The sequence below is a fragment of the Micromonospora gifhornensis genome, from assembly GCF_016863515.1.
GTDB classification, from domain to species: domain Bacteria; phylum Actinomycetota; class Actinomycetes; order Mycobacteriales; family Micromonosporaceae; genus Micromonospora; species Micromonospora gifhornensis.
The window spans coordinates 78,841-91,375 of sequence record NZ_BOPA01000018.1 but is presented as its reverse complement, the minus strand read 5'-3'; the positions used below and the strand labels follow the sequence as shown (position 1 = coordinate 91,375).

Here is a 12,535-nt window from a genome sequence, read left to right as displayed (position 1 = left end):
TTACCTCTCGTTGGCCTGCGAGCCGAGCTGCACGTCGTGCCAGCCCGGGGTCAGCTGAAGGTCCTGCTTACGGATTTGTCCGGTGCGGTCGCGCCAGCAGAGCGTGACCTGTACCGAACCGGTGACCTCGGCGCCGAGACCGATGTGCACCTCGTTGCTGCGCTTGCCGGAGTGCCCGCCGCCGCCGTCGACCCGGGAGACGAACTTGCGGCCGTCGGGGGTGGTGACCATGACCTGGGCGCCCACCGCCGGCGAGCCGGTAGCGGCCGGGTCGGCGGTCTCGTGGGTCAGCCGCAGGCCGAGGAAGGCGCCGGCGTCCGGGCTGGTGTTGCGGTAGAAGATCGGCTCGGCCCACTGCCGGGCCACCGCCATGTCGAGCCGGCCGTCGCCGTCGGCGTCGCCGGTGGCGATGCCTCGGGTCGGCAGCGGGATGTCCAGGCCGAGCTCGGGGGCGATGTTGACGTACCGGCCGTCCTTACCCTGAACGAAGAAGTGCAGACGCTGACTACCGCCGATGTCGTCACCGGGACGCACGTTCGGCCACCAGCTCGTGTGGCGCACCAGCGTGTCGTTGGTGGTGGCCAGTTCCTGCAGCTGGGGCCAGCGGTTGACCTCACCGCGGACGAAGCCGGTGGCCTGGGCGATGGCGAGCCGGCCGCCGTTGTCGAAGTCGGCCATCTTGACGTCCCAGCCCCAGCCCGACCAGGCCAGGCCGAGGTCGGCGCTACGGTCCCGGAAGGGCGCCTTGCCGCTGCTGAACGCCGTCTTGACCCCGCTCTGGTCGGCGGCGGTGTTCATGAACGTGTAGTTGCTCTCCTGGATGCCGAACGGGGTGGTGATGTTGCTGACGAACAGGTCGTACAGGCCGTCACCGTCGATGTCACCGAAGTCGGCGCCCATCCCCTTGAACGAGTCCCGGCCCAGCACCTTCGACTTCGGGATGGTCGCGCTACGGGCCCCCTGGACCAGGGCGAACTCGATGTTGCCCGGGGTGGACCGGTTGTAGAGCAGCCGGTCGGGACCGAAGTCGTGCGCCAGGTACAGCTCGGGCAGCAGGTCACCGTCGAGGTCGACGGCGGCCGCGGCCAGCGCCCACCCCTTGGAGGCACTGTGCGGGATCACGTTGTCCACCCGCTGGAACTCGGCGGTGGGCTCGGCGCCCCCGGTGCCCTCGATGAACCGGAAGACGTAGTCCTCGCCGCCGTTGAGGCCGTAGGACATCGAGTCGTTCATCTCCACGCCGCCCTTGACCGTGTCGTCGAGGACCGGGCTGTGCGGGAAGTAGTTACCGACGTAGATGTCGACGTGGCCGTCACCGTCGAAGTCGTCGATGGCCACCGCGTTGGTGTTCCACAGCGGGCCGTTGTACTCGCCGACACCGACGCCGGGCACCAGCTCGACCGGCCGGAAGGCGGCGGTGCCGGAGCTGAGCTCCTTGCCGTTGTTGAGGAACAGGATCGGAGTCCGGGCCCAGTAGTAGACCAGCAGGTCCATCCGGCCGTCCTCGTTGAAGTCACCCGGCGCGCAGCCCATCGGGGCGGTGATCCGGCTGATCGGCAACGGCGCGGCGTCCAGCGCGAACGGCTGGTAGCGCTGCTCGTTGAGGCCCGGAGTCGGGGTGACGATCGTCTGGTCGGTGCGCGGATCGGTGATGCACAGGTCGTTGGCGAGACCGTCACCGTCCAGGTCGTTCATCGCGATGCCGGCGCCCACCGAGGAGATCCAGGCGTCGATGTGGGTGTACGTCTGGTTGACCTTGCGTACGGTCTGCTGATGCTTGCTGGCGGGCAGTGCGATGCCCATGGGCTCGAACGCGTACCGGGACGCCAACTCCGTGCGCTCCGTGGCCGAGGCGCTGGGGAGCCGGACGGCGAAGAACATCCCGACCACGAGGGCGAGGCCGATGATTCCGGCCAACTGCCGGCGCAGCAAGCCAATCGTCATTGACATGAACTCAAGACCTCCCGTTGGTGACGGATTCGTCGGTGGCGACTCCACCGCGCGTCGCGGTGAACTACCGGCCCGGGCCGATCGGACCGCGGGCCGCTCGGCCACACGCAATAGCCGGTGGCTTACGCCCCGTCCGGTTGGCGGGCGGCACGCGTGACCCGGATCGAGATGCTGGTCCGAACCCTCTTCGTGCCGCCCCACCATTCGTAGGGCGTGTCAGCAGATCCTCACAGGAGGTCAGAAACCCGGGCTACTCGAAAAGTGCCAAGCATTGCTGTTCATCGAACTGATGACACATAAAGATATGCTTCCCAATCTGCGGAACTGAGTCCCCAAAAAGGACTGGGAAGGACCTGGAATGTCGGGCATCACTCGGCTGTGGCGGCCGCCGTCTGCTCGAATTGCCGACGGATGTTGGCCCGCCACCGCTCGTACGGCGGCACGGATCCGCCGGCGTCGGGCGCCGGTGCGGTGTCGTCGGCCAGGGCCACGGCCGCCGGCACGGACAGCCCGGACAGCGCTGCCGCCGCCACCGCCGAGTGCGGTGGCACGAAGCCCGCGTGCACTCGCGCGCGCAGCGCGAACACGCTGCCCAGCGCCAACTCGGGGGCGTACTCGCCGGCCACTCGGCGCAGCGTGGCCAGGTCCGCTTCGCCGCACCCACCGGCGAAGGTGGCGGCCAGTCCGACACCGCTGAACAGGTCGGCGTGGCGTTCCGGGGCGAACCGCCGGACGGCGGCGTCGACGTCGAGCACACGGGCACCGTGGATGAACCACAGGGCCCTGCCGATGCCCTGGTCCACTGCTCGACCGAAGTAGTCCCGGTGCCCCTGCCAGTCGTACGGCGCCGGCCTGCGCTGCTCGTCGACCCACTTTGCGACGTCGAAGTAGGCCAGGTCGAAGCCGTACCCGTCCACCGCCAGCCAGGTCATCGTCGGATGGAAGGGGCCGGGCTCCAACTCCGGCACGACCTTGCGCCACAGCGGTCGCGGCAGCCGCGCCATCGCGAAGCCGATGCCGATGTAGGCCAGGAACAGGTGCGGCGCGCCCGGGCCGAGCAGCAGCTCACGGGTGCGTCGCCGCCGCCCGCTGCCCATCGCGTCGAGCACGGTGAAGGCCATCGTGACGCCCTCGTAGGCGAAGCCCCGCATGCCCTCGTCGACCAACTCGACCCGCTGCTGCACCTCCTCGAGGCCACGGCAGTCGATCCCCCACTCGAAGCCGCAGACCACCGCCCGTGGAATCGCCTCCAGCCGTGCCGTGGCCGGTGACGACGGCCCCGGGAAACCCCGGCGGGCGAAGCCGACCTCACTCAGCGCCGGTGCCAGCGCCAACCTGCGCAACGAGCCCAGAACGGTGGACATCGCGTTCCTCCCTCGACGGAGTCGTACCGGACAGCATGGCCGCCGACGCTGCGGCGGTCACGAGGATGCGGGGGCGCCCGGGTCGACCGGGACCCAACCGGCCGCCCGGCGGGCCGCGGCCATGCTGGCCCATGCGGTCAGCTCGATCAGCGCCCGGTCGTCGGCCCCGGCGGCGCGTACGTCGGCCACCACCTGGTCGTCGACCTGGTAGGAGGCGAAGGCGGTGAGCAGCGCCAGCCGCGCCGCCGGTCGGTCGACGGTGGGCAGATCACGCATCGCCTCGCCGACCCAGGAACGACTGATCCCCGTCGGCGCACCGTCCCAGTCGTCGAGCCGGGCGGTGACCAGGTCGCGTACCGACGTGGGCACCGACCGCTGCCCGGCGGCGTCGATGGCCGCGCTGCCCCGGGCGAGCGCGTCGGCCAGTGTGGGGTGGCCGCTGCTCCAGGCGAGGTCCGGGGCAAGCGGCGCGGCCGGCAGCAGGTCCCGGGCGGTGCCGGGCGGCCGGTCGCCGCGGGCGCCGCGGGCCATCAGCTGGCCGAAGACCCGGCGGACACCGCCGCGCATCGCCGACGGCAGGGCGGCCGGCAGCGGCGACGGTTCGAGGAAGACGTTCACCATCCGGTTGAGGTAGTGGAAGACGAACGCCACGCCGAGCAGTTCGACGGCCTCGTCGGCGGGGACCGGCGGCACGAGGTCGCGGGCCTGCGCGCGGTCGGTGCCCGCGCGGGCCCACTCGGCCACCCGGCGCCGGTTGTCGTCACCGGCCGGGTCGGTGGCGGAGCGCAGCAGCCCCGTCATGGTGGCCGAGTGCACCTCCACGCAGTACGGGCAGGAGTTGACCGTGGAGACGGCGGCGGCCACCGCCTCCCGGGTGGCCCGGTCCACCCGGCCGGCGGCGACAAGCGTCTCGCGCAGCACGATCCAGCACGCGGCCAGCACCGGTGGCGCGGGCGAGTGCAGGCTCACCGGCGGGGCGAGCATGCCGAAGTCCCGCTCCACCTGGCCGTACACGACGGCGGTGAGGCCGTCGGCTCGCTCGATGGGCACCGGGGTGACCCGGCGTACGTGTCCCCGGGAGGGACGCCGGGCCACCCTGGCGTAGAGGCCACTCACTGTCGCAGTGCGCTGCGCGCCAACGGCAGCACCGCGTCGCGGCTGCTCGTGCCCCCGTCGGGGGCGGGAGCGCCGTACCGGACGTCGACTCCTCGGGCCCGCGCCGCCGCGACGATGCCGGGCACCGCCCGCTCGGCCAGCGCGGCGATGGTCATCGCCGGGTTCACGGTCAGGCCGGCCGGTACGGCGGAGCCGTCGGTGACGAAGATGCCCGGGTGATTGCGCAGTTCGTGCCGGTCGTCCAGGGCCGAGGTGGCCGGGTTGTCGCCGATGCGGCAGGAGGCCAGCGGATGCACCGTGTAGGCCCCGACCACGTCGTTGGTCCACGGCATCACCCGGGACAGCCCGTCGCGTTCGAGGATGTCGCGCACCTCGGCGTCGGACAGCGCCCATCCGCGCAGCGTGTTCTCGGTCGGCTCGTAGCGCAGCGAGCCACGGGCCAGCATCTGCTGGGACAGCCGTACGGCGTTGCCGCTGGGCGGCACGGCACCGAACTCTCCCTCGTTGTCGTCCTCGCTCATCGTGAAGACGGTCAGCCAGGACTGCCAGGTGCGCAGCAGTTCCTTCTTCTCCGCACCGAACCAGGTCGGCCCGACGGCGTCGGGCACCTGGGCCAGGATGGTGCCGAAGCCCGGCGGGAAGTACAGCTGCTCCAGCGAGAACCGCTCGTACTCGGGCAGGGACCCGTCCAGCCGGTCCCAGCTGGCCACGCAGGGGCCCTTGCCGATCTGGTACGCCTCGTACGGCACCCCGTCCGGCCGGCTGAGGCCGAGCACGTCGCGGATGCGCTCCTCGTCGAAGATGGCGGTGTTGAGTCGCTCGCCGTTGCCGGAGAAGTACCGGCCGACGGCGTGCGGCATGGCGCCGAGGGTCGGCTCGGAGCGCTGGAGGATCACCGGCGTGGCGCCGGCACCGGCCGCGATGATGACGATCTTCGCGTCAATCGTGCCGCTGTCCACCTCGACGCGGTAGTCGACGTCGTCCAGGACGGTGTAGTGCACACGGTAGCCACCGTCGTCGGTACGGCTGAGGTACTGCACCTCGTGCAGCGGACGGATCTGCGCGCCGTGCGCCAGTGCAGCCGGCAGGTAGTTGAGCAGCAGGGAGCGTTTGGCGTCGAACCGGCAACCAGCCATCATCCAGTTGCAGTTGGTGCACTTTGCCTGGTCCAACGCCACCGGCACCGGGTTCGCCGTCCGCCCGGCGTGGTCGCAGGCGGCGCCGAACAGCCCACCGGAGAACGGCACCGTGTCCCAGCTCGTCTGGGAGACGGGCAGCGCCTCGGCCACGCGGTCGTACCAGGGGTCGAGCGTGCCGCGGGAGATGGCGGACGGCCACATCCGGTGCCCGAAGCGGCCCTTGCGGTCGAAGACGAAGCGGGGCGCGCGGGGCATCGCGGCGAAGTAGACGACGCTGCCGCCGCCCACGCAGTTGCCGCTGAGCACACTCATCCCGTCGCCGACGACGAAGTCGAAGACCCGCGTCGACGACGAGCCAAACTTGAAGTCGTGCTCGAACTCCTCACCGGACAGCCACGGCCCGCGCTCGAGCACGACCACGCGCGCGCCGCCCGCGGCGAGATGATACGCGGTGATCGCGCCGCCGAAGCCGCTGCCGATCACAAGGACGTCAGTGCTCTCGGAACTCGTCATGCAGGGCTCCCGGAGGCTGTGGTGTCGGGGTGTGGCTGGGCAAGTTGCCGGCCGTAGCTGTAGGTGTCGAACCGCCACAGCCCGTCGGAGTCGGGCTGGCGGAAGCCGATGATTTTCAGTCCGACGTGGCCGGCGTCGAGCGCCTCCACGGTGTGGGAGTGTGCGGCGGCGTCGAAGGCGATGACGCTGAACATGGCGAGACTGATCCACGCCTCCCGTTCCGGGTGCGTGGGGTCGGTCAGGCGCTGCACCAGCCGGACCCGGTCGGGGAAGTCGAGCGAGACGAACGCCGGCACCTCCGGGTCCAGCTCGATGCCGGCCTCGGCGGCGTACTCCTCGGCGTGCTCATCGAGTCCGTCGGCCAGCGCGTCCAGCGCCGGGGCTAGGCCGCCCTCGGGAGAACCCAGCGCCAGCAACGCTCCGGCGGCGACCGCGCCGCCGTCGGACGAGACGCCGGCCACGGCACGATCGCCCGGCCACCGCTTCTCGCCCGGCAGAATCGTGTCGGCGTACGCCTCCAGCACCATTGTTCGTCCCTGGTTGGTTTCGATTGCCGGGGGCACGGGCATCACCTCTGACGCTCAACTCGAACTGACAGGAAACGCAGGGCCCGAATCGGCGACCGAGGGCAATTCAAGTCACTACTGAAGGCGCCTGACGCCCTCCGCTACATTCATCCAGCCTGGCGTACACCAATGGTGTACGGCGAGCGGCGGGTCGGCATCTCGTGTCATGCTGTCCGTATCTATTTAGGACCCTCAGGCGATGGGAATAGCACGGGCGCACAAATGCGCCCGCCGGTCCCGGCGGCCGGCGCCAGGTGACCATCTGTGGCAGCCGGGAATCCCGCCGGGTCAGCCGGCGGTCGGCTGGTGGCGGGCGGCCACCGCCACCACCAGATTGTCCGGCCCGCCGCGCAGCCCCGTGGCGCAGGTGGACACCCGCCAGCCGCCGGCGCTGAGCAGCAGCCATCCGTCCGAGGTGTCCCGGTCGTAGGTCAGCGGGGTGAACGCGGTGACGCCGACCTTGTGTAGCGACTCCAGCGCCGACCAGACCCGGGTGCCCGCCCGGTGCGGCGATTCGCCGGTCTCGGCGACGATCAGTTCGGCCAGCGCGTGGTGCGCGCCGAGCAGTTGACGCCACTCGACGGGCGTACGCTCGACGACGGTTTCCAGGTCGCAGCCGACCGGCGTACGCGCCGCCACCGCGAGGGTGTGGCCGGCGCCGTGCGCGGCCGAGATCCACCAACCGCCGCCGACCTCGGGGCGCCCGTCGCGTCGGTAGCGCACCGTCGTACCGTCACCGAGCAGCCGGGACACGGCCAGCGCGGTGTGCTGCCGCCGCCACCCCCGGCGCAGGCCCGGCTCCAGCACGGCGGCCACGTCATGGGCGGTCAGGGCGGCGAGCCTGCGGCGCAGGTACGGCCCGAGCACCTGCGCCGGCCACGGACCGGTAGCCCGGCGTACCGGCAGCGGTCTCAGGCGCAGCCCGGTCCACCGTTCCACGATTCGCCCGCCGGCCAGGGTTTCCAGGTCGAACCGGTGAACGTCGTCGTCCTCGACCCGGCGGGTCGCGCGCAGCGTCACCTGTTCGTAGGGGCCGGCCCCGGCCAGCCAGATCCGGTCGACGCCCAGCGGTTGCAGCACCGTGTCGGGCGCCCAGGGGCGCAGTGCGCGCAGGAAAGCGTCCCGCACACCGGGGTCGCCGAGCACCAACGGGCCGGCGACGGCGGCGACCGATCCCACCGCATCGCCTTCGGTCAGCTCCAGCACGCAGCCCGACGCGGTGATCTCGCGGTAGCGCAGCCGGCGGCCCGAGTCTCCCGCCTGGATGAAGAAGGCGCGAGAAGGCCGGTACGGCGCGAGGCCACCGACCCGCGCGGGCGGCATCGGCAGCGCGGTGGGCACCGGCAAATCGGCGGCCGACGGTACGGCGGAAGCGGGAACGGCCGACCGTCCGGCGCCCGGGTGCCGCAGCCGGGCGTGGGCGTAGGTCACCTGACGGCCTCGGTGCTCACCGCGCAACGTGACCACGACGGCGTTGGCCACCGGCTCAGCCGCGGCGGTCAGTCGCAGCCTGACGACGTCCTCGCCGACGGCGAGCGGCGCACCGAACTCGACCGCCTCGAACACCGGCGGACCCCGGTGGCCGGTGAGCGCGGCCCACCCCTGCGCGAGCGCTTCCAGCACGTGCGCGGCCGGCAGCAATGGAGCGGTGGGGTCTCTCGGCTCGTCGAGGCCGGGTGTCTCGCCGGGGCTGAGCGTGGTGGTGGTGACCAGCAGCCGACCGGGGTCGTGGACGAGCACCACGCGGGTGAAGCGCGCGGCGAACGCCAAGGGCTGGGTCATCCCGTCCGCTGTTGTCGCCATGCGCTGCACCGTGTCCACTCTGTGCGGTAGGTCACCGGGTCAGGCGAACTGCGCCTGGATCCGCTGACGCCACACCTCGTAGGCCGGTTCGGCGCTGTCGGGCGGGAGGTTCTCCCGGGCCCGGTCGGTGACCGCCGCCGCCTCCTCCGGGCTGCACCCGCAGAACACCTCGGTGGCCAGGGGCGTGTGCTCGGTGACCAGTCCGGCCCGCAGTCGTGCCTGCGCGCCGAAGGTGGCGCCCTGGGCGAGTTGCGGACGGTACCGGCCAGCGTGGACGGCGAGCTTCTTCAGGTCGTCGGGGTCGGCGCCACCGGCGTAGGTGGCCGCCAGGCCCATGCCGCTCCACAGATCGGCGTGCCGGTCGGCGTCGAAGCGACCGATGATGTCCGCAGCGACGTCGGGATCGGCTCCGGCGACGAACCAGCTGGCCCGGCCGATGCCCTGGTCGAGCGCGCGCCGGGGGTAGTCGCCCGGCAGATCCGGCGGCCACGGCACCGGAGCGACCGTCTGCTGGCGGACGTACCGGTCGGTCTCGAAGTAGGCGCGGTAGAAGCCCAGGCCGTCGAGGACCAGCCAGCGCAGCAACGGGTCAGGCGCGGCCAGCGCCCGCCAGCGCCAGCGCGGGACCTTGGCGAACGCCCAGCCGATCCCCACGTAGGCCATGTAGATGTGGGGCGCGCCGGCGCCGGTCAGGAAGCGGGTGGTGCGGTTGCCACCGGCCATCCCGTCCAGCACGGCGTAGCCCATGGCGGCCCCTTCGTAGGCAAAGCCACGGAACTGCCGCTCGATCAAATCGAGTCGACCGATGTCCGACTCCTCGCGGGCCTCGACCGCGGTCCGGAAACCGGTGAGGAAGCTGGCACCGACGGATTCCAGCCGCTGGCGGGCCGGCTCGTCCTTGACGTGAAATCCACGTCGGCTCATCGTCGTTTCGGCAATGTCCGGCGTCATCAGCTGCGCGCGGAGGGTACGCCACAGGCCTGCCATGAGCTCTCCCCAGGGAAGACGGACCCGATCGGGTCCGGGTCCTCGTCCGGTGTCTCCAGACGAACCGAGGCTATGGGCACGAGTTGACCTGCGCCTACTTCACAGTTGCTCTGAGTGACAGAACGATCACGGAAGACGCTCCCTGGCTGGCCGACGGGGCGATGGCCACCCGAACGCAATTGGCGCCGCGGGCCAACCGGCTGAAAGCACGAACAAAGAAGGAATACGGTCGCCGACTGGGGCACACTCGGAAAGTCTATTCGACGTGATCACACCCAGGGCGCGTCGCCGCACGTCAGAGAATTCTCTCCACGCGCAGACACTTCCACCGAAAATTACTATATCCACCCAAGGCAATGATGCCTACCGATGGGTAAGAAGCAAAATTCGCCGGCCCCGGCGGAACGCCGCCGCCGACCAACCATTTCAGGAAGAGGTATCGACGTGACACAGGCACCGGACGTGATCGCCGATCTCACTGCGGAGAGTGGGGCTCTCGACGCCGTCGTGGCCACGCTGAGCGACGAGCAGTGGGAGACCAGCACACCGGCACACGGCTGGGCGGTCCGACACCAGATCGCCCATCTGGCCGCGACCTTCCGACTCGCCGGACTCGCCGCCGCGCAACCAGCCGCCTTCCAGCAGATGACCTCCCGGCTCAGCGACGACTTCGACGCCAACGTGGCGGCCGCCATGGCCGACTTCGTCGTCGAACCACCGACGGTCCTGCTGTCCCGGTGGCGGACCGAGCGGGCCACCGCGGAGAAGGCACTCGCCGCGGTGCCGCCCGGCCAGATGGTGCCCTGGCTGGTGCGACCACTGCCGGCGCCGGTGCTCGCCGCGGCCGGCATGATGGAGGTCTTCGCGCACGGCCGGGACGTCCTGGACGCTCTCGGGGTACGCCCGGCCTACACCGACCGCCTCGGCCACCTGGTCGGGTTCGCCGTCCGGACCTGGGACTTCGGCTACCTCGCCCGGGGGCGGACGGCGCCGGACGTCCAGTTCCGCTTCGAGATCACCGCCCCGTCCGGCGCGCTCTGGGAGTTCGGGCCGCCCGACGCCAACCAGCGGATCACCGGCCCGGCTGAAGACTTCTGCCTGCTCGTCACGCGCCGGCGGCACCGCGACGACCTCGCGGTGCGGGCCGTCGGCAGCGACGCCGAGCACTGGCTCGACATCGCCCAGGCGTACCGGGGGCCGGCCGGGCCCGGCCGGCGGCCGGGGCAGTTCTCCCAGACCGATCAGGACTGACCGGTCAGGTCAAGCACACACCACGTGAAAAGGCGTCGGACATCTGTCTCGCGCAGGTCCGCCCGCCGGAACGGCGGATCGTCCCATTTGCGAACGTTCCGCCGGGCGGGCATCCGACAAACTGGATGATCACTCCTCGACTCACCGCACCAATTGCTGCTTTCGCCACATACGATGCAAGCGCCCGTTTTTTCCGGCCTGACCAGTGTCGGCGGGAAACTCGAATTGACCTGCATGATTCGCTGTTGATTACGACGCTGAGCCCGGATAGCATAACCCTGCGTCACCGCACAACTTCCCTCCGTCAACAGTCAATGTTTTCCTCGCAAATAAAAGCTGGGTTAACAGAACCAGCACGCGCGGAACGGCGTATCGCCACACGCCAACATCTGACGTCGCCACGCCACAGTCACACAAACGTCGCCACAAGCGCAGCCATCGGATTGGGGGATGCGATGGAAGACAGTATCCAGCGAGCCGTCGGTCGGGTAATCGAAACCATCCGGGAGGACCTAGCGGAGCAACACACCGTGGACGGCATGGCCCGAACAGCCATGTTCAGCAAGTTCCATTTCACCCGAATCTTCCAGCGCACCACCGGCATCTCCCCCGGACGCTTCCTCATGGTCATGCGGCTGCACCGAGCTAAACAGCTGCTGCTGTCCACCTCCATGAGCATCACCGAGATCACCCATGAGGTTGGCTACGCGAGCGTGGGCACCTTCAGCTCCCGCTTCAGCAGCAGTGTGGGGGTCTCACCGAGCACCTACCGCAGACTGCGCGGGGTGACACCACAGGTCCCCGTCGACAACCGGGCTGTTGCCCAACCGCCGATCCCGGCGATCCAGGGCATACTCCACGCACCCGAATCCGAACAGGCCGAGGACCGGCTAACCTTCATCGGGCTCTTCCGCGACCCGGTCCCGCTCGGGCGTCCGGTGCGGTGCACCGTACTGGAAAAGCCCGGACCGTACCGGTTGGAGAGTCCACCACCCGGGCGGTGGTACGTGCTGGCCTGTTCCCGCCTACGGGATCGCCAAGACTACTGGCAGGCCCACTGGAGCGACGACGACGCCCTGATCGGCGTACACGGCCCGATGACCATCAGCCGCCGACCCGGCGCCATGGAGGCCGATCTGCACCTGCGCCGGATGACCCCGCTCGACCCACCGATCCTGCTCGCACTTCCCCTGCCCTGAGCCCGCGCTTCGGGAGCACCCCCACCGGTCCACCACCACCCGTCCACCTCAATCAACCATCGTCGACCTCCGCACCCGCCCCCGTCGCCACCGCACCGTCGCGGCGTACACCGGGACTCGGAGACGTTCTCCGACACATGGACCAGACCCGCCACCGGTGTCGGACCCACCCGCCGGCAACAGAACCGGCGCGGTCACTCGCGACAGCACACCCGCCCGGCCCGCCGGATCCACCCGGTGGGCCGGTCGATGCCGGCCGCCCACCACGGGAGGACGCCGACGGGTGCCCGGTCCTGCCGCACATGACACGTACGGAGAAGTCGCGACCATCCCAGGCGAAGGAATAGCGCCGACCCGCCGCATGAGCGGCGTCCAGATCGCCCCGAACAGCAGCCGGTGCGCACCGTGCCGTCCACCGCGAGACCTGACCGATCGACAGGCGTGACACCGCTCAGGGAACTCAGGAAACACAGGCTCGTGCTGTGGACGCACTGCTGCTATCTTCATTGACCCACGTAAGTTTCAAAACCGGACCGACGTGGCTGAGGGTGGTCCCGTCACGCGCGGCGCCCGGCCACCGAGACACAACCCGGTTCGCACCCGGGTCCGTCTATCCGTGGCCACCGTGGTCGTTAACTGTTGACGGC

The 12,535-nt window shown here is 70.3% G+C and carries 9 protein-coding genes; 2 read left to right on the top strand and 7 right to left on the bottom strand.

The window, feature by feature from the left end:
- The 7 genes from Vgi01_RS12950 to Vgi01_RS12920 form a co-directional block, all read right to left on the bottom strand.
- A complete protein-coding gene (locus tag Vgi01_RS12950; protein WP_204291156.1) occupies positions 1–1,950 on the bottom strand; it encodes a CRTAC1 family protein in 1,950 nt (649 codons plus the stop codon).
- 368 nt (positions 1,951–2,318) lie between these two features.
- The gene (locus Vgi01_RS12945; protein ID WP_204291155.1) at positions 2,319–3,314 is read right to left on the bottom strand and encodes a DUF1702 family protein; all 996 of its coding nucleotides are present in this window, start codon (positions 3,312–3,314) and stop codon (positions 2,319–2,321) included.
- A gap of 57 nt (positions 3,315–3,371) precedes the next feature.
- Positions 3,372–4,430: a carboxymuconolactone decarboxylase family protein gene (locus Vgi01_RS12940; RefSeq protein ID WP_204291154.1), complete on the bottom strand. Its 1,059-nt coding sequence runs from the start codon at positions 4,428–4,430 to the stop codon at positions 3,372–3,374.
- Positions 4,427–6,082, bottom strand: coding sequence for an FAD-dependent oxidoreductase (locus tag Vgi01_RS12935; RefSeq protein WP_204291153.1), 1,656 nt, complete (start codon positions 6,080–6,082; stop codon positions 4,427–4,429). Before Vgi01_RS12935 ends, Vgi01_RS12940 begins: the two co-directional genes overlap by 4 nt.
- Complete coding sequence (locus Vgi01_RS12930; RefSeq protein ID WP_102657071.1) at positions 6,079–6,609, bottom strand: DUF5987 family protein; 531 nt, start codon at positions 6,607–6,609, stop codon at positions 6,079–6,081. Before Vgi01_RS12930 ends, Vgi01_RS12935 begins: the two co-directional genes overlap by 4 nt.
- Before the next feature lie 327 nt (positions 6,610–6,936).
- Complete coding sequence (locus Vgi01_RS12925; protein ID WP_204291152.1) at positions 6,937–8,451, bottom strand: polyketide synthase dehydratase domain-containing protein; 1,515 nt, start codon at positions 8,449–8,451, stop codon at positions 6,937–6,939.
- A 39-nt stretch (positions 8,452–8,490) separates the two neighbouring features.
- Positions 8,491–9,438 (bottom strand): DUF1702 family protein, encoded by a 948-nt coding sequence (locus Vgi01_RS12920; RefSeq protein ID WP_204291151.1) that lies wholly within the window; start codon positions 9,436–9,438, stop codon positions 8,491–8,493.
- Positions 9,439–9,882: 444 nt separating this feature from the next.
- Between Vgi01_RS12920 and Vgi01_RS12915 the strand changes: the two genes are divergently transcribed.
- Together Vgi01_RS12915 and Vgi01_RS31405 are read left to right on the top strand one after the other, a co-directional pair.
- Positions 9,883–10,689, top strand: a complete 807-nt coding sequence (locus tag Vgi01_RS12915; protein ID WP_204291150.1) for a TIGR03084 family metal-binding protein — start codon at positions 9,883–9,885, stop codon at positions 10,687–10,689.
- A 125-nt stretch (positions 10,690–10,814) separates the two neighbouring features.
- Positions 10,815–11,888 carry an AraC family transcriptional regulator gene (locus tag Vgi01_RS31405; protein WP_373306944.1) on the top strand — a complete coding sequence of 358 codons (1,074 nt, stop codon included), beginning with the start codon at positions 10,815–10,817 and terminating at the stop codon, positions 11,886–11,888.
- Positions 11,889–12,535: the final 647 nt, after the last annotated feature.